This window comes from Bacillus sp. EAC, assembly GCF_002156875.1.
Taxonomy (GTDB): domain Bacteria; phylum Bacillota; class Bacilli; order Bacillales; family Bacillaceae_G; genus Gottfriedia.
Map to the genome: position 1 here is coordinate 339,975 of NZ_NCSY01000002.1, position 23,380 is coordinate 363,354.

20 protein-coding genes are annotated in these 23,380 nt (G+C 32.3%); 3 read left to right on the forward strand and 17 right to left on the reverse strand.

Annotation, left to right across the window (positions count from 1 at the left end):
• Positions 1-38 precede the first annotated feature (38 nt).
• From B7R65_RS04710 to B7R65_RS21885, 5 genes are all read right to left on the reverse strand, one after another.
• Entirely contained in the window at positions 39-1,220 is a 1,182-nt protein-coding gene (locus B7R65_RS04710; RefSeq protein WP_088041594.1) for a hypothetical protein, read from the reverse strand.
• A 28-nt stretch (positions 1,221-1,248) separates the two neighbouring features.
• Positions 1,249-1,830, reverse strand: coding sequence for a signal peptidase I (gene lepB / locus B7R65_RS04715; protein ID WP_088041595.1), 582 nt, complete (start codon positions 1,828-1,830; stop codon positions 1,249-1,251).
• Complete coding sequence (locus B7R65_RS04720; protein ID WP_088041596.1) at positions 1,827-2,399, reverse strand: hypothetical protein; 573 nt, start codon at positions 2,397-2,399, stop codon at positions 1,827-1,829. Before B7R65_RS04720 ends, lepB begins: the two co-directional genes overlap by 4 nt.
• Positions 2,400-2,493: 94 nt before the next feature.
• Complete coding sequence (locus B7R65_RS04725) at positions 2,494-3,264, reverse strand: hypothetical protein (RefSeq protein WP_088041597.1); 771 nt, start codon at positions 3,262-3,264, stop codon at positions 2,494-2,496.
• A gap of 390 nt (positions 3,265-3,654) precedes the next feature.
• Positions 3,655-7,752, reverse strand: a complete 4,098-nt coding sequence (locus B7R65_RS21885) for a S8 family serine peptidase (RefSeq protein ID WP_088041598.1) — start codon at positions 7,750-7,752, stop codon at positions 3,655-3,657.
• Positions 7,753-8,618: 866 nt separating this feature from the next.
• Here B7R65_RS21885 and B7R65_RS21230 point away from each other — a divergent pair.
• From B7R65_RS21230 to B7R65_RS04740, 3 genes are all read left to right on the forward strand, one after another.
• Complete coding sequence (locus B7R65_RS21230) at positions 8,619-8,756, forward strand: hypothetical protein (protein WP_179194771.1); 138 nt, start codon at positions 8,619-8,621, stop codon at positions 8,754-8,756.
• A gap of 329 nt (positions 8,757-9,085) precedes the next feature.
• Positions 9,086-11,314, forward strand: a complete 2,229-nt coding sequence (locus B7R65_RS04735) for a right-handed parallel beta-helix repeat-containing protein (protein ID WP_256941186.1) — start codon at positions 9,086-9,088, stop codon at positions 11,312-11,314.
• 305 nt (positions 11,315-11,619) lie between these two features.
• Positions 11,620-11,940 (forward strand): helix-turn-helix domain-containing protein, encoded by a 321-nt coding sequence (locus B7R65_RS04740; RefSeq protein WP_088041600.1) that lies wholly within the window; start codon positions 11,620-11,622, stop codon positions 11,938-11,940.
• Positions 11,941-12,063: 123 nt separating this feature from the next.
• Here the strand turns inward: B7R65_RS04740 and B7R65_RS04745 are convergent, their stop codons facing one another.
• The 12 genes from B7R65_RS04745 to B7R65_RS21235 form a co-directional block, all read right to left on the reverse strand.
• Positions 12,064-12,975 (reverse strand): LCP family glycopolymer transferase, encoded by a 912-nt coding sequence (locus B7R65_RS04745; protein WP_256941156.1) that lies wholly within the window; start codon positions 12,973-12,975, stop codon positions 12,064-12,066.
• Between the two features lie 122 nt (positions 12,976-13,097).
• Positions 13,098-13,751: an HAD hydrolase-like protein gene (locus tag B7R65_RS04750; RefSeq protein ID WP_088041601.1), complete on the reverse strand. Its 654-nt coding sequence runs from the start codon at positions 13,749-13,751 to the stop codon at positions 13,098-13,100.
• 25 nt (positions 13,752-13,776) lie between these two features.
• Positions 13,777-15,396, reverse strand: a complete 1,620-nt coding sequence (locus tag B7R65_RS04755; RefSeq protein ID WP_179194772.1) for an aldolase catalytic domain-containing protein — start codon at positions 15,394-15,396, stop codon at positions 13,777-13,779.
• A 2-nt stretch (positions 15,397-15,398) separates the two neighbouring features.
• Positions 15,399-16,139 (reverse strand): 3-deoxy-manno-octulosonate cytidylyltransferase, encoded by a 741-nt coding sequence (locus B7R65_RS04760; RefSeq protein ID WP_088041603.1) that lies wholly within the window; start codon positions 16,137-16,139, stop codon positions 15,399-15,401.
• A gap of 276 nt (positions 16,140-16,415) precedes the next feature.
• Positions 16,416-17,282, reverse strand: coding sequence for a 6-hydroxymethylpterin diphosphokinase MptE-like protein (locus B7R65_RS04765; RefSeq protein ID WP_088041604.1), 867 nt, complete (start codon positions 17,280-17,282; stop codon positions 16,416-16,418).
• Between the two features lie 53 nt (positions 17,283-17,335).
• Positions 17,336-18,517 (reverse strand): polysaccharide deacetylase family protein, encoded by a 1,182-nt coding sequence (locus tag B7R65_RS04770; RefSeq protein WP_256941157.1) that lies wholly within the window; start codon positions 18,515-18,517, stop codon positions 17,336-17,338.
• A gap of 32 nt (positions 18,518-18,549) precedes the next feature.
• Entirely contained in the window at positions 18,550-20,322 is a 1,773-nt protein-coding gene (locus B7R65_RS04775; protein ID WP_088041605.1) for an ABC transporter ATP-binding protein, read from the reverse strand.
• Positions 20,323-20,370: 48 nt separating this feature from the next.
• Positions 20,371-20,733, reverse strand: a complete 363-nt coding sequence (locus tag B7R65_RS04780) for a helix-turn-helix domain-containing protein (RefSeq protein ID WP_088041606.1) — start codon at positions 20,731-20,733, stop codon at positions 20,371-20,373.
• A gap of 23 nt (positions 20,734-20,756) precedes the next feature.
• Positions 20,757-21,890 carry a DegT/DnrJ/EryC1/StrS family aminotransferase gene (locus B7R65_RS04785; RefSeq protein ID WP_088041893.1) on the reverse strand — a complete coding sequence of 378 codons (1,134 nt, stop codon included), beginning with the start codon at positions 21,888-21,890 and terminating at the stop codon, positions 20,757-20,759.
• A 54-nt stretch (positions 21,891-21,944) separates the two neighbouring features.
• Positions 21,945-22,589, reverse strand: a complete 645-nt coding sequence (locus B7R65_RS04790; RefSeq protein WP_088041607.1) for an acetyltransferase — start codon at positions 22,587-22,589, stop codon at positions 21,945-21,947.
• Position 22,590: 1 nt separating this feature from the next.
• On the reverse strand, positions 22,591-23,190 hold the full coding sequence (locus B7R65_RS04795; protein ID WP_088041608.1) for a sugar transferase: 600 nt from the start codon (positions 23,188-23,190) through the stop codon (positions 22,591-22,593).
• A 24-nt stretch (positions 23,191-23,214) separates the two neighbouring features.
• Positions 23,215-23,373, reverse strand: coding sequence for a YwzD family small protein (locus B7R65_RS21235; protein ID WP_179194773.1), 159 nt, complete (start codon positions 23,371-23,373; stop codon positions 23,215-23,217).
• Positions 23,374-23,380: the final 7 nt, after the last annotated feature.

A 23,380-nucleotide genomic window follows, 5' to 3' on the forward strand; every position in this document is an offset into this window, starting at 1 on the left:
TATCAACCTATCTTGGTAGTCCAATTACTTAAACTACTTTATTTTGTTTGGTCATACGTTAATAAAATATTATCTACAAATCCAGCATCTTTGTTTGCACTGCCAGACTTATCCTTTGAATAAGAAAGTGTTAAAGTATGTGTTCCTGGTTGGATCGCTTGTTTTAAATTTGTCCAATGACCACCCGCACCAGAATCAGATACTAATACAGTTCCATCTAATGAAATCGTTAAGAAATCTTTATTTTGTTGTGAACGAACTAAGTAATCAAATGATAAGTATGAATTATAAGCATTGTTTGGAACAGTAATCGTCACATTTGATGTAGACGTTTGATCATTCGTAATATTATTACTAATCGTATAGTAATCAGACTCTCCATCAATTCTCTCGTTACTTCTTACCCAATCACCAACCATTGGAAACGCATAGCTCGTATCTTCAAAATCCTCTAATACCGATTTTTGTGCAGTGTATAATGTGTTTGCTATATTTGCCATATCAGTAACTGCTGAATCTTTAATTGAGCTAGCTTTATCACCTAAAGCTCGAGCTTTCTTAAATTCTAATTCTTCAGTTGCTTGATTGATTAACTGTTGTACGACAGCAATTTGGTTTGTTAAATATGTTTTAACTTGAGAATCTGCTGTTCCTTTTTGCAAATCAATTAATTGTGTCAGAGAAGCTTTTGCATCATTTATTGCTTTTTCAAGCGCTTGAAGAGCTTTTGCTTTCTCATTATTAATTGATTGTTGTCCATTTGATACTTGCGTACTAAAATCAGGTTTTAGTCCTGCTACTTGACCTTCAACTCCCGCTGTCGTTTTTGCATTTAATTGTTCAATTAAAGCTGAAAATTGACCTGGAGTACTGCTATTGATACTTTGTAGAGCAGCATTTAACTCACTTTGATGGTCATTATATTGCCCATTAATCGTACTTGCTCCACTTGTAGCAAGTTCTCCCGCCTTGTTATTAATAGCAGTTCCAGTATCTCCAACGTAAGTATTTAATCGGTTTTGCATTGAATTGATTTTATCAGTTGTCTGCGTACCAAGTGTCTTACTTACTGTAGATTTTGCATCATTTAAAATTGTATTAGCATATTTAGTAAATAAATCACCTGCATTCGATGATGCAAATGCAGTTCCTGCTGATGAAACTAAACCGGCAATAATTAAGCCTGCTACGATTTTCTTTTTAGCGAATTTTTTCTTCATTATCTTCCCTTGCCTCCATTAGATCAAATTACACTTTTAGTATTTTTGCAATTTTATGAAAAGGTAGTACTGAAAATATCACGTAACCTTTTAATTTCGATATTGGTATAAATCCAAATTCCTTACTTCGGCTATCGTAACTGATGCCTGGTTCTCTATTGTCTCCTACAACAAACAAGCTGTTTTTAGGGACAATCACTTTTTCCATATCCTCAGATACTCCATATGTAGAAATTTCCGGGACTGCTAGGTCATTCACATAAATAACCCCTTTTGTAATTTGAACAGTGTCTCCAGGAACTCCAACTATGCGCTTCACAATATCAAAATTCTTACTATCTAAATGAAGGATGGCAACATCACCAAGCACCGGTTCATGGTAATATCTAGCTAATTTATTAACAAATACTAGATCCCTATCATTTAAAGTAGGAAACATCGATACTCCACTTACTCTAGTAAAACCAATCGTATTTAGTACAATGATTAAAGATGTAATAAGTACAAGAAAGAATTTTCCCCATTCGATCAAAGATTTGTTAATCGATTTTGAGTTAACATTCTCTACTTTATTAGGTTCGATTCGTTCATCAATATGGATCATACTCATTTCTGTTTCTCAACGTTAGAATCAGTATCAGTAGAATCTGTTTTGTTGCCGGAATCTGTATCACTTGAATCTACTTTGTTAGAATCAGTAACAGGATTGCTTTCACTTTGTCCATCTTGCTTTTCAGCTGTTTCTTTAATTTGATCCATTGCATTTTGTATAATTTCATCAATTTGTTCTTTTGTAGCTTCTACATCCTTGTCGCTTTTCTCATCAATTTGTTTAATCATTTCATCCGCATATTTTTGCAATTCTGCTTGCGATTCAGCGTTTTTTTCAATAGCATACTGCTGGATTTCTTCAGCTGATTGCTTTGCTTTTAGCTGAACCTCCTCTATTAAACGAGCTTTTTGTTTAATTGATTCCGCTTCAGTCATGCCAATGATATAATCATTTGATTGTTGAATTTGCTGGCTTGTCCAAGAGGTTATTGCCGCAGGTAGATTAGTATCGGCAAACGAAAATGTAGTTGCTGCAATTAATCCACCATTTAATGTAACAAATCCAATTACTAGTTTTTTAGCATTTCTTTTTATCCAAGATTGTTTTTTTTCAATACTATTCTGCATAGTTACCTCCTACGGCCGCAATTCAAAATCAAACTTTTTAATAGGGCTGTCCTAAAATCGGTGGTATTTATGAAACAGCCCATTCATTTTTTACTTATTTATTGATCGCATCTACTAACTCTTGCATTTCAGCTTTTGCATCATTTGTAGCTTGTGTTTGTGTAGCTTCTAACGTTCCAATCGCTTCTGCTTTTTTAGCATCAATTTCTGATTTTAAAGCCGTTTCAATACGATTGATTTCAGACTCTAAATGACCTAGTACAGCAGATTGAGCTGCAGTTTGTTGTGTTGAAATCAAGCTTTCAATTGAAGCCTTAGCTTCTTGAATTTTTGCAATTAACTTATTAACTGCATCAGAACGTGATGCACCTAGATCAGTTTGAAGTTTAGTGTCTGCACTTTTCGCAACAGCAGATAATTGTGTATTAAAGCTGCTATTTAATGTATTTTTTAAGTTATTAAGGTTAGTTGTTGTGTCGCCGTTTGTTTTCGTAACATATGCAGCGAAATCAGATGGAACACTCATATTTAAAGCTGTTAATGCATTAGAGATAGCAGTTAAATGCTCTTGTAATGCAGCATTAATTTGTGTGTTTGCTGTATTCGTTTGTGCAGTTCCAACAGCTTCAATGTTGTCTGCAGCTCCAACTTTATATGCATTTACATTTGACGTCATTGTAGCAACGTCAGTATTGTATTTCGCATTGTAAGCAGTTGTCACATCAGTTTTTGCGTTATTAGTTTTCGTATTAGCCCAATTAGTTAATAATGTACCTGCATTACTACTAGCAAAAGCAACTCCCCCAGAGATTAATAGACCAGCAGATACTACGCTAATTACGATTTTACTTTTAATCTTTTTCATTTAATTCTCTCCCTTTAATCATCTAATAGTATATTTTGTATTTCGTTCTTTATGAAGAACAACTACGTACTAAATATACAAAATATCGAACAAATTGACAATCCTTTCCAACGCTATAAAATACCCTAAATTGCTACATATTTCAGTGTGTTTCACTCAATTTCCCTATATTTCTTGTAATGTTTTGTTAGTTCTTGTTTTAATTTAAGTTGTTCTGTATAACGAATAAATCATATGAACTAGCATAAATAAAACTATTACTTTTTCCCCTGTTTACATACTTAATATCAAAAATATGTCAAATTAAATAATCTTAGGCATCCATGCTGTTGGAACGAAAAAAAGACCAGGTGATAATTCGCCTGGCCTTTGAAAATAGATTCGGTTTTATTACAGACCTAAATCCTTTAATACATCCTCTAATTTCTTACCTTTGTAAGCTAATTTAGCTTTAGGTGGATTAGTAGCTGTTGGGTTTTGTGCAGTGTAGTTATTTACTACATATGCCATATCACTTTGATCCACTTTGCCATCAAAATTGATATCTGCTGCACGTTTATTTGTTGCCCAGTAAGTTTGTAAGTATATTGCATCTTGAACGTCAACTACATTATCCTGGTTAACATCCCCTGCAAGAGTACTTACATCACCTGTACTAACATTTAATCCCACTGCCTTACCGTTTTGGTCTTCACCTACAACAACATTTTGAGTGTAAGTAAAATGGCCTGGTACACTGACCGTTAAAGTATACGGTACAGTTGAAGCAGGTAATTTCGTAGCAACAAATGAACCATTTGCAGATACTGAAACATTAAATGATTGTCCTTGACTATTTTTCAAAGTAACAGTTGCTAGTTTTGTATAATCCGTATTAGCTTTCGTAGCTCCCGTATCTGATGTAAATGCATTAGCTTTTACATTTCCAGTTAACTTTCCGAAAGTAGGAATTACATTAATACTGCTTCCAGCATGAGCTAAATTTACCACTTGGTCACTTGCATTCGTATAGCTTGCAGATTGGCTATCAAATGCTACATTTTTCGTGAAATCATCATCTTTTACCTTTACATTAATCGTAAATAATGGTTCATTTCCTGATAAAGATTGACCTGTAGCAGCGTTATAATTAACTGTATAAATTGTTTGGCTACCACTTGTTTGAGTCGTAAATGCTGCTGAACCACTAGCTGCAGTTACATTGTTTACTGCTGCAAATGCAGTTGGTAATGCAAATTTATACGTTGCATTTTTAGCATTTTGTAAATTGTAACCAGTTACTGCAAAATTAACTGAATCACCAGATTGAACTGACGTTGCAGATGGTTGAGCATATAAGTAAGAGCTTCCTTTTTTCACTAAAGTGAACGTCTTACTTCCAGCGTAGTTTGATGCAGCATCTGCACCTGAAATTCTAATCGTTGTTACATCTTGATTTGGAAGTGTCACTGAAGCTGAGAATGTCCCATCACTATTGACCGCAACAGCTTTACCAGCACCACCATTTACATAATATTTAAGTGTATTTTTAGACTGACTAACTGCCAAGCCAAGAGCTTTTGCATCTTCAATGTCTTGGTCAAATAACTTACCTGAAATTGTTGTCGAAGTTCCTTCCACTTCTTTAATTGGAATACCAGCATCTAAATTCGTTTCGAAAACTGGTTTATTTCCTTCAACAATAAAGTCATCCGTTGTAGTTGTTTGTTTAGAAGATACTTCACTTGTACCAACTAGTTTAATTTTATAATGTCCAGGTTTTGCATGAACTACTTCATTCGTAATTTGGTTATCTTCAATTTTTAAATAAGTTCCATCGAAGAAATTACTGATTTGTAATGTAGCACCATCACCAATCGCATATCCATCTACTTGACCTAGATATCCAACATCCTTACCATTTTCATCTTGAACAACGAAGTCAATCGTTCTCATCATTGAATTGTTTTGGAAAATTAAGCTAGCGAATGGATCATAGTATTCAGTTGGCTCTGTACTACTTGTAACTAGAGGATCAAGCACCAGTACGCCTGCGAATCCTTCTGTTACTGTACGAATAGACCAAGGGATTTGATATTCCTCTGCAGGATTATCTTTATTTGTTAGCACGATATATCCTTCATAAATTCCTTTTGCTGCTGTACTTGGTACATTAATTGACGCTTTAATCGTTTTAGTTGAAATGCCTTTTGCTGTAAGTAATTGTTTACCATTTGCATCTGTTGTTAGTCCTGATAATGAAACGGCTACACCATTTGCAGCTGGATCTAATGAACCTCTTGTTCCAACTTGGTTAACAAAACTCACATTAAATGTTTTTGCTTTCTCACTTCTATTCTTAACTTCAACTGATTTAGTACTTGTAAAATTACCATCAGTTAAAACATCAAGTCCAAAACTTAGCGCGCCAGTTCGGTCTTTAATTGGTTTCAACCTGTTTTTCACAACGCTATCCGTTTTATCAAGAACTTTAACTTCTAATTGAGAATGAATCGCTTCATACGGATCCATTAATCCTGCACCTTGCTCGAATACACTGTACGGAAGGTCTAAATCATCAGACGTATTCATTAAGATTGTTTTTACATCTTCTGGTTCTAATCCAGGATTAGCTTGTAATAATAAAGCTGCAGCTCCAGCAACATTTGGTGCTGCCATTGATGTTCCTGAAAGTGGTTCATATGCAAAACTATAGTCTGTAGGGTCATTATGATTGCTAATATAAGCAGGAACTGTTGATAAGATACTTTCACCTGGTGCTACAATTTCAGGTTTAATATCATAGTTGTAACGAGACGGACCTCGAGAACTAAAATCTGTAATTGTATTACCTTTTGTTTCTTTAACAGCTAAACCACTTAGCGTAACTTGTGTGCTTCCTGCATCTAATTTTGCTTTCATTGCCATACCGTTTTCGTATGAAGTTGTAAACGTTGGAAGGAAATCAATCCCCTCACCTACAGAAAGGTTAATATCGCCTTTACCTGCATTTGCAGCACTATTATGAATCAAAACAACTGCAGCACCAGCATCATAAGCATTTTTAATTTTATCTACGAATGCATATACTCCGCGTGAAATTAAAACGGCTTTCCCTTTTACATCTTTTCCAACAAAATCTCCAGGTGCTCCTAAGCCTGCATAAACTACCTCATAAGACTTACCTTCTAAGTCCGTTAGATTATCCTTAATTCCTTTTGCCATTTGTGACCAGCCATTAAGGGTATAAGGATCACCGTTACCTTCTAATTTTGTATTAATACTATATCGAGTAGATGGAAGAGAAGACGCACCAACCGTTAATGCAAGTGCAGCTGTACCAGGTGAACCTAGCGTATACATATTTGGTCCACTATTACCAGCAGATACAACAGCCGTAACACCAGCTAATACTGCATTGTTAATGGCGATACTCTCAGGAATTAATGGATCATTTACAGCTGATCCTAATGAAAGGTTCATAACGTCCATACCTTCTTGTACAGCACGATCGATACCTGCAATTACATTTTCAGACGATCCACTACCATATGGTCCAAGAACACGGTAAACATAAATGTCTGCATCAGGAGCCATACCAACTGTGCGATAAGCACTATCATTTTTTCCACGACCCGCAATGATACCTGACACGTGTGATCCATGTTCAGTATAATAAGCACTTCCTCTTTCATTTAATTCAGGCTCACCTGAATTCTTCCAATCTTCATATGTAGTTTCCATTGGGTCACTATCATTATCTACAAAATCGTATCCGCCTTTATATGCATCTCTTAAATCTGGGTGATTATAATCAATACCAGTATCGATTACAGCTACTTTAATTCCTTTTCCTGTAATCTTTTCTTCATGTAGCTTATCAATGTTGATTGATGGAATTTGATTACTAGTCGATTGATTTGCTCCAGCCATCTCTTTAATATCTTGCTTATCCTGCTTAATTACAGGCTCACCGTATACCTTAACACTGCTATAAATTGCTTTAACAGCTTTTGATTTTAATAAAGTCTCAATTTGATTTGCTGGTAGTTTCATAGAAACACCATTTAAAGCATTTTTATACGTATTATTAATTTGGTAATTTACTTTATTACTTAATAATGACTGTACATCCTTTTTAAACTCTTGATGACTTGCGTCAACCTTTGCTTGTGCCTCATTTAGAGACAAATTACCACCTTCAAGCTTTGACTCGAGTTGTGCAACAACAGCTGGCTTCTGATTAAACTCAACAATAATTGAAGTTTGAGCAGAACTATTTAAATTAACATCAGGTGATAACTGAAGACCAGATACATCTGATGCTTGTAATGTTTTTAATGCTGTACGTTGTGCAGAAGTTAAAGATGCTAAATAATCTTCTACTTTGCTATAACTCTTTCCCGTTGCAGCGTATGTTGCTTGATTAAATGATGGCAATAGCATTGTAGTTGACATAGCTACTGCGATCGTCCCCCTTAATAACTGCTTTTTCTTTTTCTTATTCATGTTTCTCCTCCTAAAAATAATTAAACTGTTTGATGTACATACAAAGACGTACAAACTCAATTCTATGTAAGAATTCTTTTTAAAGGACAATATTCCTATTAGAACTATCCGACAGAAAATTTACAAATCTAAAAATAATAAGGAATTTTGCAAAAAAGAAACAAATTAGTTTCTAATTTGTTTTCTTTGACACCTTATAAATACTCGATTTATGGCTGTTTAAACCTCATTTTAAGCTTTATTTATACTAGTAGTTTACTAGGGTATATTGTCGAACGAATGTTCATTATTGAGAACTTATTTTCAATTAAAGAAAAAATTATTTAAAATTCAAACAATAAAACAAAGCATTTATTATCTTAATTCTTGAGTTGTAGAAATATAATTCTTATCTCAACATTTAAGAGTAAGACACAAACTGAAGATCATTATTATTTCTTACGCTAGATTAATAATCTACTCTTTGTCGAAAGATTGATCCTACTAAAATATACTAAAAAAACACAAAGTGTATAATTCCCGTTAGCCTATCACCTTTTTGGGCTTTTTTATTATGTTACAATAGTTGAAAAAAATTTATAAATTACAATTTATAACAATACTTTCTTAAGTGAATATGTATAATGTGAAATACAATAAAGTAATTTAAAAATAAATTTTTAAACTAGTAAATAAACTGAATAACGTCATCCTATCTTTCTCACAAATTATGGACAATAATTTTACTTGATACTACATTTTTTAAGCATAAAATGAAATAATTTATCGTAATTTTAAATAAGGTATATTCTTGTACCATTTCATTACTTTAGTAGTACCGTGCAAAATACCTAGTCTTATAACCGGATTTTAGGAGGGAATTATTCATGCAAGAAAGTTTATTGGACAACATTAAGGAATTAAGTTGGTTGGATCTTCTATTAGAATGTATTGAAGTTGGAATGTCGCCATCTGAAGTCCAACAATTCATAAAAGAATCAGCATCTAGAGCAAAACAGGTCTAGGTTTCTATTTCCAATAAAACTTGACGAACTTGCTAGCATTGCATAATCCTATATTAGTACAATAGAACAACTACAACAAAGTAATCTATTTAAGTCCATGATAAAATTGATAGTATAAAAAATAATTAATTTGTTAAGAATAATAAAACTTTAAATAAAAACCCTATCAACTGTTTCCTTTAAAGGAAACAGTTGATAGGGTTTTTATACTTTTATTACCTCTATATTTAATTTTGTAAATTTCCACTAATCTACTATCACGGCGATAGATTAGCTCCATACTATAATATATAAATAAATAAATTGGAGATGTTAACTATTTGAAAAAAATGCTTCTACTTTTCATAAGCGCCTTATTACTATTAGCTATTGTAGTAGTACAAGTTGTCGCAATTAAAAACCCACAAAGTTACTCACCTGGAATCTCTAAATTAGCCATAACTAAAGGGAATACAGTAAAATCTCTCTCACTAAATTTACCCACCTATTCTTTCACCAATATCAACCAAACTGCCCAAGTAAAAGTTACAGCTACTTATACTAATCTGACAAAAAAAGATGTCACAAATACTGCAAAATATTCTATCTTGAACCAAACAATTGCAACGATTAGTAATACTGGTCTCATTACATCAAAAAGTAATGGATCAACCACATTAACTGTTAGTTTAGATGGTGTGAAAACAACTAGTACTATTAAGGTAAACAGCACTTTACCCGTCAAAACACTCGTTTCCTTAAGTGTTGTTCCTAATTCTCTTGATTTAACTATCAATGAATCCAAAACACTTGCTGTTCAAGCAAATTATTCCGATCAATCAGTAGCAAATGTAACTTCTCAAAGCCAATTTTCTTCCTCTAATCCAAGCGTTGCAACAATTAATTCTATAGGAGCTGTTACAGCTATCAATCCTGGTACTACTACGCTCTCTGTTACTTACGGAAATATAACACAATCAGTAGTGGTAACAGTATCAGCTTCGGTAAATCAAGTAAATGTTAAAAATTATGGTGCGATTGGTAATGGTACAAAAGATGATACGGCTGCCTTTCAATCCGCAATCGATTATTTAGGATCCAGAGGCGGTGGTAATGTATATATTCCTGCGGGAACCTACAGTTTGAATCCAATTTTTCTTAAACCATTTGTCAATTTAGTCGGTGAAAATCGTGATACAGTTACTTTAAAATTATCTGACACTAGTGGATCTGGTTATTACCGTGTTATTACTATGGCAAATGATACAAAAATACAAAACATCACATGTGATGGGAATGCTCAAAAACATCCAGATGGGATCGAGCACATGCATTGTATCTTTGCATACGATGCGGATCGTATTGTTATTGACAACAATCTTTTAAAAAATGCAGTAGCAGATGGTATCTCAATTTCGGGTTCAACAGATGCTAGCAATAATGTCATTATTTCAAACAATATTTTAGAAAATAATGGACGCTCTAATATTGTCATTGAGCAAGTGAATCATTTAAAAATCTTCAATAATATTAGTACAAATACGTTAGGACGCCCGGCTTTACACTTCGAACCATGGGAAGAAATGAATTTTGATGATGCGAAAATATACAATAATACCTTTACTTCAAATGCATCTAACGGAGATTACTGTATTCAACTTGAAGGTGGAAAAAGTGATAATAATTATTTTAACCACGTCGAGTTCAATAACAATACAGTTAACTGTCCAAATGGTGGGTTCCTAGTGATGGAGACAAATGGAGCGAAAATTTTTGATAATACTCTAAACGTTAATCAAATTTTCGTTTGGATAAAAAATAAAGATCTTGAAATCTACCATAATACTATCAACTCTGTAGCGGGTTTTAAAATCGAGGGTACTTGGGGAATAAATTCAATTAATACTCAAATTTACGATAACATTGTAACGACAAAAGACGATGCGGTTTCTATTATTGCCGGATCAGAAGATACAAAATTCTCGAGAAACACTTTCACCGGTAATGGTCAGGGTGCTGCCGTTTATACTTTCGCTACTGTAACAGACATCAAAAATACGTCATTCATTGATAATACCTTTACAAATTTTGATGTTGGAATCATTACAGATTATAACTATTATGACGTTTTAAAAATAGATGGTTTACTAGTTCGGGGCAATACGTTTAAGAATTTTAATTATTTTGCTCTTTATGTCAAAGGAACGACGAAAAATGTAACAGTTGATCAAAACACCTTCACTAATGCTTCCGCTGTTTCAATTACAGTTCAAGATGGGCCAATGACAAACATCTCAATTACAAATAATACAATTTCAGGGGGCTTCAATGGAATTGTTCAAAGTCAAAATGGGAAAACAGGCTCCTTAGACGGTTTCTTGATTTCGGGAAATCGCATTTCAAACACAACTGATCCAGGTGACGCATGGCATACTGGTGCAGCGATTGAATTAATCAAAGGAGCAAAAACTCCAACAAATGTGTCTATAATAAATAATACGTTAACTGGAAATGCCGTGAATAAAATTACTGTACCAACTGCATTGCTTCCTTATGTTAAAAATAATATTTTTAATTAAGGAACATTTTAGACAAGCCTATCATCTTCACTTTATATAAATGAACAAGCGAATCCTATATGGAATCGCTTGTTTACTTTATATTTAGTTCATGATGTATTAAGGTAAAGATTTTCTCTTTAAGAATCCTATTATTCAAATTGGTTGGAAACTTAATTGATTGACTGAAATTTGAATGTCACTTCCACTTATTGATTCTATGAATTACTTTCCAATTGTACAAAAGATTCATTTCTAAACTAGGAGAACACTAAACTAATATGATATACTTTTTAAAATAGTCAAAAAGATGTGGGGTAACATGTATGATCGGAGAACGCATTAAAAAACTACGTTTACAACATGGAATATCTTTAACGGAGCTTGCCGAACGTGCAGGTGTTGCAAAATCTTATATTAGTTCAATTGAACGCCAACTTCAAAGCAATCCTTCTATTCAGGTACTAGATAAAATAGCAGATGTCTTTAATACAACAGCTGAATATCTACTTAAGGAAGATAATGACGTAACGAATCAAATAGATTCTGAGTGGATGAAAATATTACAGGAAGCTATAGAATCAGGAATTCCAAAAGAGGAATTAATTAAATTTATTGAATTCAACAAGTTTAAAAAAGGTATATGATAAATTAAATTAAGTTTTTAGTATTAAAATAGTCCATAAAAAACCTACTATCCGTTTATAGTAGGCTTTTTATGGACTATTTAGTTTAAGAAGTTTTTAAACTTTAAAATATTATTTGTATTACTATTTTGATTCTAATTGAAGTTGATTACGTAACTCATTTGAAAGTGATAAACGGTTTTTTTCTGGAACAAGATAATAATAAATTCCTTTGATTAGCTCTCCACTTCCTTGCAATTGTTCTTGTTCAATATTTCCGCTTGCTTCACGATATTCCTTTTGAATATTATAGATTTCTTGTATTGTAAAGTTTGTTACTAAATTTTTCTTAATCGATTTTAATATATCACCATAACCTATTAAATTTTCGATTTTGGATCCTTGATTAATTACGGCTTCAATGATTTGTCGTTGCCTTGCTTCTCTTCCAAAGTCACCATTCGGATCATCGTGGCGCATACGCGTAAAACTAAGTGCATCGCTACCGTTAAGAAAGAGAGTTCCTTTTTTAAAATGAACATCGTCATTTGTAAAATCTAACGTATTATTAACCTTTACACCGCCAATTGCATCAACAACATCTTTAAATCCTTCCATATTAACTTCCATATAGTAATCTATAGGTATATTTAGAAATTTTTCAACTGTATTAACAGTCATTTGTACTCCACCAAACGCATACGCGTGATTAATTTTATCTATACGATTTTTACCAACGATTAACGTTCTAGTATCACGTGGAATACTAATTATCTTAGTGGTGTTATTATTTGGATTGACCGTTAATAACATTAAAGAATCAGAGCGTCCTCTATCTCCTTCTCGTTTATCAACCCCTAAAAGTAATACAGAAAATGGATCCTTTTCAACTACATTTATGGGTTCAATTCGTCTATCTGACTTCTTAATTGGCTGGTAAACTACTTTTGATGTACTCACAACTTCATGATATACAAATAGACCAACTACCCCAACCAATAATGCTAAGCTTATTAAAACTATAGCTGCTTTTAACATGATCTTTTTCCACTTCACGATCACATTCCCCTTTGTCACTTAAAATTAAATGAAAATAACCACTTTACTATTTTAGAAGTGGCATTGTCATTAAAACATATTCTTTATTAAGAACCTTAGTATAAGAGACTTCTTTTTGCTTATAGATTTAAGTATTTTATAATCTCTTCAACGCTATCTGCGATAAAAACATTATTAGTTGTATTGACCTCTTCTTTATTTTTAAACCCATATCCATACGTTACAGCAATGAAGTCAATTCCAACTTGTTCAGCACCTAGGGCATCATGAACACTATCACCTATTAAGACTACTTTTGATAGATCCTTTTCTTGCAAATCATTTAGACACATTAAGATAATGTCAGATTTGCTAAGTGTATCCATCTCATCAATTCCATTTATTGAGTCAAAGTACAACGATAATTCGAAATTCCCTAGAATTTCTTTCGCCAAATCATCTCTTTTTAGAGTTGCTACTGCCGTCTTATATTCTTTTTCCTTTAAGGAACCTAATAAATCTTGTATAAACTCATAATGTTTCGCCTCATAGAGACCTTTTTCTTTATAACGTTGTCTATAAATTTCAACTGCTTCCCTTGCCTTACTTTCTGTAAAACCACATTCCCTCATAAAAGAGTGATATGGTGATGGACCGATAAAACTCTTTTGTTGTTCACTTGTTAGTTCTGGTACACCCATTTTACTTGCCGTATAATTAGCACCTACCATAATGCCCTCGGATGTATCTAATAATGTTCCATCTAAATCAAAAATCACAGTGGAATATTTCATTTTGCCTCCAATTTTTTATTAAAAATTAAGTTCTACTAACTAAATCCAAGTCATTATAAATCGTTGTCGTTACGAAATGTATTTTCATGGATTTTTCAACGTAAGCTAAATGCTTTCTTATATCTTCATTTTTCTTCACAAGTTCATCCATTTCAATATTATTAATCAATTCAGTTGAAAAATAATTTACATTTTTATCTAAACTAAAACCATCAAAGCCTGCAAGATAAACCTTACTTATTGATAATCGGTTCAATAGATTTAATAACATTAAGCCAGCATTATCAGATATTGTTGGATTGTTTAGAAGTAAATCAGAATAGTTTACAACTAAAGAATTATATTCAATTGATTTAGTAATATTTGAGGTTGTTATCAGTGTTGTATTATTTGTAATTTCACTAATGACGTCCGACATATTATCAAATCTTTTTAAATTACTAATAAATACAGCATCACTCTTATAAGTTTCTGGGATAAAATTCACACAAAAAACAAAAGGATCGTATTCATTTATAAAATTTTTAATTCTCTCTACTTGTGTTTCAATAGATTTGCCAGGTGCAATTATAAGTACTTTTTTATGACTAATTAGATGCTTTAACGCTTCAAGTTCATCTGAATCATCAACTAAATGGATTTGGTGATTGATATATAAATCTTCAATATATAACTCATCATAAATATCCCTTTTCTTCACTGGAAGCTGCTTTAAAATTGTATTAATGGATTTTACCGATATCGTTTGTTTATTCATTAAAAATGAGGCATAATTCGGATGGCAGTTATTTATTGCTGCAATATAATACGGAACTGAATATCCCCATTGCGCGTCAGATGAAAATTTACTTAAATGCTCATCAACGATTTCTAATAATGGCACTACATTATATTTTTCTTCTATATTTTCATTGATATATTGAGTTACAAGTTCTGTACATAGATTGCCTGCTCCTCTTCCCATTCCAAATACGGAAGAATCGATAATAATATTCCTCTTAGTATGTAGCCTTAATAATTCCTGAGCATTTGAAAAAGATAATTGGAGATTATTATGTGAATGAAATCCTATACAAATTGCATCATCGAGGTTATGGTCGATTAGATGATACATTCTTAAAAGATCATTTTTATACATGATTCCAAGTGTATCAACTAGATAAAAAGCGTATGGCTTTAGTTTGTTAACTTTATTAATAAGTGCAAGGAGGCTTGCATCCGAATAGCTTGCAGTCCCGACAGGTTGAATAAAAACTTTGTACCCTTTTTCCATTAATATTTTGCCATAAGCTAACGCTTCTTCAATTTCTTTTTCATTTTCATGAAACGTTAGGCGAAATCCATCAATTGAAGAACCATCATAATCTTTTATTCTATCAATTGAAATATATGGTTGATCGATCATACCAACATAAGTAATATTTCTATTCTTTGGGTTAATAAATCCCTTAATTTTCTCTACGTCATTAAAAATCGACTGATTGTTATTAAACTCAACATCTCGAACAAATCCACATTCAATAATATCAATATTCGAAATAGCTAACTTTTCAACAATTTTTTTAATGCTTCTTTGTCCAAAATTCCAATTATTTATATAACCACCATCACGTAAAGTACAATCGAGCAATCTAATATTATTCATGCTTACACCACGCATTCAAGTCGATTTTTTATGATCATTTTAACTTTTTCAAGATCTTTTGGAGTATCAACAGATAAGGTAGTAACGTTAGTTTCAATAAATTTAATTTTTTGACCGTTCTCCAGAAATCTAAATTCATCGATATCTTCTGCTTCCTCAATCGGACCCCTTTTCGCACTATGGCAAAAATCTAGTGCACTTTTAGTAAAGCATTGCACACCAACAAATTTTTTGTAGGTAAATTCATAAGTGCCCTTTGGATAAGGTATTGGACTTCTAGCCATATATAATCCATATCCATTTACATCAGTCGTAATTTTTATCTTTGAATAATCTACTGCTTCTAACGGATTCTTTAACTCTGTCATAAGATTCGATATATAGATGGAATTTGGATCAACGTCTTTTGGTAATATTTTTAAAATTGCTTCGGATTCAATTAATGGTTCATCTCCATTAACGTTTACATAAAAGTCTGCATTTACCTTTGTAGAAACCTCATATAGTCGATCCAAATGTGTCTTATGACTATCAAGTGTCATTATCGTTTTAATTCCATATTCTTCACAGACATTTTTAATTCTGAAATCATCTGTTGCTACATAAACCTCAGAAAGCTCATTAACCAGTTTCAATTGTTGATGCACCCACCAGACCATAGGTTTTCCACATATATCTGCTAACGGTTTCCCTTTAAATCTAGAAGAATTAAACCTAGCTGGAATAACTCCAACAATTTTCATAACTTCTCCTCCTACTTTACTGAATATTTGTTTCTTATAACGAACAGAAACATAAAAAAAACAGGCTTTTATTCATTCTTAACACTAATATCAATCACTATTTCAAGAGTATAATTATCCGAAAACTAATCTCTTTTGTTCGCAATAAAGAACATTTGTAAAATAAAATTAACACTTATTTAAGAGCATGTCAATTAAATAAGTTTGAATTTTCTAACTTTATTTTCTACTACTATTAATAGTTCTGCCTCAGTTGAACATATTTGAAAAGATTCACTAAATCGTTTTTTTACTTGCTAGATCTAATCCTTTACTCTCATCACATAATACGTCATCTAGATTTATTCGTTCAAATACTTCAAGCATGCCACCTCTTGTTGCATTATAGATTTTGATTTGATTACGATCTGCAAATTTCTTTGCCTCAGTATAAGCACTAGTCATTCTTTTGACAGCTAACGATGACTTTTCTATGAATCCGTAATCTTTAAAATGTTGTGCACTATTAGTTGAATAATTACAGTCAACACCTACTAAATAAATTTCAGTAAATCCCATATAAACTGCTAATTGAATCATTGAATAAGTAATTGAATATCCATCGTAAACTACCTTAAATGCATCATCACTAAATTTCGTTCCATATTTTTCATGAAAAACCATATGGTTCAGTAGATTTAATGGAAAAACTAGATAGCCTTCTGATATATCATTTTGTTTTGAAATTGAACTACTTATGAACTTATATTGCATATCAGAACTTTCGATCGATTGTTGTAGCAGATTAAAAACGCCTACGTCTTGAACACCGTAATATGTAGGTCTCCAGTCAGTTTCATCAAATGCTAAACAAATCGAATTCATACTTAATGTTACTTCGTTTTTTAATTTTTCCAGGTCTTCATTCGTTAAACTTGGACCAGTGGCTACAATAAAGCATCTCTCGCCTTTATGTTTATTTTTAAGTAATTTCAATTTTTCATATGGGCTTTTTTTATCTAAGCGTATTACTCGAGCCAATTTTTTTAAGTTAAAATTAATTCTAGGTATTACATGATCAAGGATATTAGTTTTCGTTTTACTTATATGATAAATAAAAAAATATGTAACCTTATTTTGGATTAAAGTAGTTTTAAGCGTCATTATTAATCACCTCTTTTTTTTAGTCATTCTTTTAATCTAGTTAAACCCAATTATCATTCGGCAATTTTTTTCGAATAATATTCGTTATCTTTATGTGCGTTATTTCTACAATCTACATTACTTAATTTTGTTAGTTTATCTAATAGTCTAAAGTCTGAGATATTATTATCACTAAGATTAAGTTTTTCTAGATTCAAAAAATATTGTATGCCATCTAAATTAGAAATGTTTTTTCCACTTAAATCTAGTTCTGTTATCTTGCTTAATTCTACGATAGAAATCCATTGTTCAAATGGATCTGATATTAATTCTCTTATTGCTCTTTCCATGTTTGGATCTATAAAGGTAGCTACCCCAGCGATTTCAGATGTAGTATAAAATTCTAAATCCATTTTTTTTGCTTCCTCAATAATCGATTGCATTGTTTTTGGTGAAACTCTCCATTTACCACTTTCCTCAGACTGTTTTTCCCAACCAAAATCATTCCAATCTATTTCATCAGGTAATATCGAATGACACATAAAAATTACATTCTTGCCTGATTCTTTTACAATTTTTAAGATCTCTTTTACGAATTTAGGATCATCTAATTTAACTTTATCTATACAAATAGAAGGTGCGAATCCTGAATGATCAAATGACACTAGATTATTGTTAGTTAATTCTCCTCTCACAGTCTTAAAATATTTAGGAGCTATTTCTGAAACAAGACTGTCAGTATAACCTGTGTATGGAAAAGCAAATGTTACTGGTTTTTTTAATTTTTCACCCGTTTTAGAGTGAATTTGATTATCTATCCAGCTAAATAAAGGTTTTATTTCATTTTCTATCCACGGATTTACCCCATATTCATTAGTATAATTCGCAGCATTTTCGTGGTTGTAGCCGTGGTGTGCCATTTCATGTCCATTTGACTGTAGCTCAATCAACATATCAATTTCTTCTTGCGTATGTTCTCTTTGCCCTTCGTAATGATGAAAAGTATTAATATTAAAAGTAGCCTTTACATCATAATATCCAAACAAATCTTTTCCGTATTTGTACCAATCATTTATTCTAAAGCTATCATCGAATGAGAATGCTATACCTGGTTTATTAATAAATGGAATGGATTGATCTCCATTTTGTATTTTAGGGTTTTTAATTTTAATATCTTTAATTAATCTTTTCCAAAACTTTCTTTTGTAATATTTTGATATAAGTTCACTTAGATTTTGTACAATTATTTTTCTCATTTGATACCCCACTTTTCTCTTTATTTAACTCCCTAAATTGCCGGCATCCCTAACTTATTCTCAACTGATACTAATCTACCTTTATTAATTTTAAAAACCATATCGCAATTTTTAATTGTACTTAATCTGTGCGCTATAATAATTAAGGTCTTCTCTCCTTTTAACCCATCAATTGCTCTCATTATGTCCTTTTCAGTCTCATTATCTAAGGCCGAAGTTGCCTCATCCATAAAAATAATTTCGGGATTATGATATAAAGCTCTAGCAATCCCAATTCGTTGACGTTGTCCTCCGGAAAGTCTGATTCCACGTTCTCCAACAGTTGTATCTAGTAGATTTGGTTGGCCCTCAATAAAGTCTTTCAACTGAGCTTGCTCTAATGCTCTCCACACTGCATGATCATCAATTTGATCACTAGGAACTCCAAATGCAACGTTCTCTCGAATAGAATCATCTGTTAAAAAAATAGATTGCGGGATATAACCTATCTTCTGCTGCCATAGAGATTTAAGATTAAATATATTTTCATTGTCTATTAAAATGCTACCTTTTTCTGGTTGAAATAATCCAAGAATCATATCAACTAGTGTCGTCTTACCAGCACCCGACTCACCAATAAATGCTACTGAATTACCAATTGGAATCGTTAACGAAATATCTTTTAATGAATATTCGTGTTGATTTGGATAGCGAAATGATACTTCATTTAATTTAATGGAATCAGTAAATTGTCTAATATTATGACTATTTGTGCCTGATTCGATGGTCATTTCAGTTGAATTCGTCTCATTATTTGTAAATAAATCCTCATAAACAACTGTTAAAGCTGGTTTACTAAAACGAATGGCTGTTATTGCATTCATTACACGATTAATAGATGGCATTAAGCGAAATGCGGCCATTCCAAACAAAGCCATCGTAGAAACTATATTAGATGTATTTTTCCCTTGGAAAATTATGATAAGTACCATTATGAGTACAATCATAACCAGAATTGTCTCAATAAAGAGCCTAGGAGATTGTTCTAACATCATTCGATATCGTTTAATATTTGAGTTTATTTGACTTTTACTTGTATAGGCATTTACAAAATAACTTTCTTTACCTGATACCTTTACTTCCTTACTTGCACCAAGGCCTTGGTTGACCCATTTAATCATCATTCCATCAACTACCTGCTGCTGTTTTGCTAGTTCTCCCATTTTTTTTCTGAAAATCTTAAAAAATAGGTAAACACTTCCCCCTAATAGTACTGAAGCAACAATTGTTGAAATAGCTGTAGTGTATAACAGCAAACTCATTATGCAAGTAATGACTAATACTTCTGTTAATAGCATAAATGCTGACATAACCATTCCTTGAAACAAATTAGGTACTTCTATATTTACATTTCTAAGTAAATCTGCAGTGTTTCTTTGTAAATGGAAAGTGTATGGTTTAGATAAATATGCTTCAAATAATCTTTTAGATAGCTTGACTTGTTGATTTAGAATGATTCTATTTTGTGAATATAGAAAGAGGAGAATATATAAATTTTTTAATAAAAAAATTAACAGTAACGCGATTACAGAGAATATCATAAAAGCTGTGGTAGATTGAAAATTGAACAATTTATATAAAAAATAAATGCTAGGTTGATCCTTAATCATGGATGGATTTGTTACAATTCCTACAAAAGGTACAATTACCCCAATACCAAAAGTTTCGAAAAGCGCTGAGATGATCATCATAAAAAATAATAATATTAATTTTTTCTTTTCGCCTTTATTGAATAACAAAAGTAACTTTTTTGTATTATCAATCACTTTATTCACCTTTTCCTTCTTAAATCGAGATATAAAATTTTATTTCTACTAATTATCAGCCTCTTTTTTCATATCACTACTAAATAAATTATTTTGCCATTTGACGAATTCAAATACTGATCTGTATTCATGCAATTTTTCAATTTCAATTCCTGATTCTTTTAGTACTTTTACTAATTCAACCCATTCACTTTCGGGAAGTATTGGGTTTTCAGGTTTTGTAGCTAAGAGGTTTTTTAAATCTACCCCTAACACTGTCGAAATTTTTTCCATTACATGTATCGAAGGATTATCGTTAATTTCACGTTCAATATTACTTAAATAAGATTTAGAAATATTCGCTTGTTCAGCTAACTGAGTCAAAGTAAGTCCTTTTTTCTTACGAATTTTAAGTATATTTTTTCCGATCATTAATCAAAACCTCATTCTTTCCGTCATTTAACGTCTTGTTTAAGCATACTTTGATAGATTGTATTTTTAAGACAACTAATGACTTTATTTTGTTCGTTCTCCGAAAGACTAGAACCGGAAGGAAGACACATTCCCGTTTCAAATAACTTCTCAGCAATATGCTCGTTTTCAGTATGGGAATAATATCGAGTATTTTGGAAGATAGGTTGAAGGTGAAGTGGTTTCCACACATGACGGGCTTCAATATTGTTTTCGTTTAATATTTCTAACAGTCTTTTTGATGATATTCCTGTTTTCTTTTCGTTAATAGTCAAAGTTGACAGCCAACGATTGCTTCTAGTGTCCTTTAATTCAGGCATAAATGTAATACCTGGTATGTTTGCTAATTCTTGAAAATAACGCTCAAAAATTTGTCTTCTTGCTACAACACGTTCCTCTAAAACTTGTAATTGAGCCCTTCCAACACCTGCTAATATATTGCTCATTCGGTAATTAAAACCAGTAACACTATGTTGATAATGTGGAGCTGGATCCCTAGCTTGGGTTGCTAAAAACCTCGCTCTTTTTATGGCCTCGGCATTCTCAGATATAAGTGCTCCTCCACCTGATGTAGTAATAATTTTATTACCATTAAAAGAGAAGATACCAAATTGTCCAAAAGTACCGCTTGGTCTGCCTTTGTAAGTGGAACCCATCGATTCCGCTGCATCCTCAATCATTGGCACTCCATATTCAGTACATAAGGTTAAAATTTCATCCATCTTTGCCACTTGACCATATAGATTCACTACAATAACTGCTTTCGGTAATTCATTCTCTAAAAATGCATCACGTAAAGCTCTTTCAAGTGCTTGTGGAGACATATTCCATGTCTCTGGTTCTGAGTCTATGAAAACAGGCTCTGCTCCTTGATAGATAATTGGATTTGCACTTGCTACAAACGTAAGACTTGAGCAAAATACTTTATCACCTTTCGAGATTCCTAATAAAGAAAGAGCCAAATGAATAGCTGCCGTTCCTGAACTCACGGCTATTGCTTCACTGGCTCCTAAATATGCAACTATTTCTTTTTCAAATTCATCAACATTAGGTCCCAATGGAGCAACCCAATTTGTATCGAATGCTTCTTTAATATATTTTTGTTCGTTACCACTCATATGTGGTGGAGATAAATAAATTCTAGATAATGACACTTTAAAATAACCACCTTTTTAGGAAATTTCTACGCCTAAATCTACTTTCTTAATAATTCTTGCTGGACTCCCAACCGCAGTACTAAATGAGGGAATATGGTGAATGACTGTCGATCCTGCACCCACTATCGACCAATTTCCAACTTTAATCCCAGGAATGATTGTTGCTGAAGCACCAATATGGGCTCCTTCTTCTATTAAAACGTTCCCAGTTAATGTCGTGTTTGGTGAGAGGTGAGTATAATGACCGATCATATTGTCATGTTCTATAATTGCACCTGTATTAATAATACAGTGTTCGCCGATTGTTGCATCTGCGTTTATTATTGCCTTTGGCATAACAACTGTTCCATTTCCAATTTTAGATGACGAACTAATAACCGCCGAAGGGTGAACAACTGTCACATATTTTTCATTGTTTAAATTTATCGTATAAACAATTTGTTTTCGAATCGAATTGTCCCCGACAGCAATTACAACTTTGACATCATCAACTAAAAATTTTTGCAAATAAGAAATTGGAGCATAGAATATTCCATTTTCTTGTTTTTCCTCTAAATACTTCTCATCTAAAATCGCAATAATTTCGTGATTTTTTAAAGAAGAAATCATATCTTGGATAACTTTGCTATGACCACCATTACCTAAAATAATTATTTTCATATTACATCACTTCATTTGATCCAGTGAATTTTTCCATCGTTACTTGGCCTTGCTGTGAAATTCCTTCTTTCTTTAAAACTTTATGAGCAGTCATCGTTAGGATTTTTAAATCTAAAAGTAGATTATGATTTTCTGCATACCATATATCCATTTCAAATTTCTCCTCCCATGTAAGTGTATTTCGACCATTTACTTGAGCCCAACCCGTAATACCCGGTTTCACGTTATGACGTGCCATTTGTTCTTTCGTATATAGTGGTAAATATTCCATTAAAAATGGTCTAGGACCTACTAAACTCATCTCGCCTTTTACAACATTAATCAGTTGAGGAAATTCATCCAAGCTATATTTTCTTAAAAATTTTCCAAAAGCTGTTAGTCGCATTTCATCTGAAAGAAGATTGCCATGTTTATCTTGTAAATCATGCATCGTGCGAAATTTGTATAGATAAAATGACTTTCCATGTAATCCAGGTCGTTGTTGAGTAAAAAGTATTGGTGCCCCCATTTTGAATCTCACCATTAATGAAACAGCCAATATAATCGGAGAAAACAATATTAAAAGCGTCAGAGAAGTGACTAAATCTATTGATCGTTTCATATAATCTTTACTCCTACTTATAGTCTATTTTGTATTTACCGCGTTAGTAGTAATAGTTTGTATGTATTGGATCATCTCTTTTAAAAAATCCTTTGTTTTCATTCCATTCTCTTCATTACCTTTTTTATAAAAGTTCTCGAGTATTTCTTGTAACTCTTTTTGAGTCAAATTAATTGATCCCAAGGTTATC

Coding starts and splice junctions, on each gene's coding strand:
- B7R65_RS04710 (WP_088041594.1), bottom strand. CDS start 1,220: ATGAAGAAAAAATTCGCTAAAAAGAAAATCGTAGCAGGCTTAATTATT.
- lepB (WP_088041595.1), bottom strand. CDS start 1,830: ATGAGTATGATCCATATTGATGAACGAATCGAACCTAATAAAGTAGAG.
- B7R65_RS04720 (WP_088041596.1), bottom strand. CDS start 2,399: ATGCAGAATAGTATTGAAAAAAAACAATCTTGGATAAAAAGAAATGCT.
- B7R65_RS04725 (WP_088041597.1), bottom strand. CDS start 3,264: ATGAAAAAGATTAAAAGTAAAATCGTAATTAGCGTAGTATCTGCTGGT.
- B7R65_RS21885 (WP_088041598.1), bottom strand. CDS start 7,752: ATGAATAAGAAAAAGAAAAAGCAGTTATTAAGGGGGACGATCGCAGTA.
- B7R65_RS21230 (WP_179194771.1), top strand. CDS start 8,619: ATGCAAGAAAGTTTATTGGACAACATTAAGGAATTAAGTTGGTTGGAT.
- B7R65_RS04735 (WP_256941186.1), top strand. CDS start 9,086: ATGCTTCTACTTTTCATAAGCGCCTTATTACTATTAGCTATTGTAGTA.
- B7R65_RS04740 (WP_088041600.1), top strand. CDS start 11,620: ATGATCGGAGAACGCATTAAAAAACTACGTTTACAACATGGAATATCT.
- B7R65_RS04750 (WP_088041601.1), bottom strand. CDS start 13,751: ATGAAATATTCCACTGTGATTTTTGATTTAGATGGAACATTATTAGAT.
- B7R65_RS04755 (WP_179194772.1), bottom strand. CDS start 15,396: ATGAATAATATTAGATTGCTCGATTGTACTTTACGTGATGGTGGTTAT.
- B7R65_RS04760 (WP_088041603.1), bottom strand. CDS start 16,139: ATGAAAATTGTTGGAGTTATTCCAGCTAGGTTTAATTCTTCTAGATTT.
- B7R65_RS04765 (WP_088041604.1), bottom strand. CDS start 17,282: ATGACGCTTAAAACTACTTTAATCCAAAATAAGGTTACATATTTTTTT.
- B7R65_RS04770 (WP_256941157.1), bottom strand. CDS start 18,517: ATGAGAAAAATAATTGTACAAAATCTAAGTGAACTTATATCAAAATAT.
- B7R65_RS04780 (WP_088041606.1), bottom strand. CDS start 20,733: ATGATCGGAAAAAATATACTTAAAATTCGTAAGAAAAAAGGACTTACT.
- B7R65_RS04785 (WP_088041893.1), bottom strand. CDS start 21,890: ATGAGTGGTAACGAACAAAAATATATTAAAGAAGCATTCGATACAAAT.
- B7R65_RS04790 (WP_088041607.1), bottom strand. CDS start 22,589: ATGAAAATAATTATTTTAGGTAATGGTGGTCATAGCAAAGTTATCCAA.
- B7R65_RS04795 (WP_088041608.1), bottom strand. CDS start 23,190: ATGAAACGATCAATAGATTTAGTCACTTCTCTGACGCTTTTAATATTG.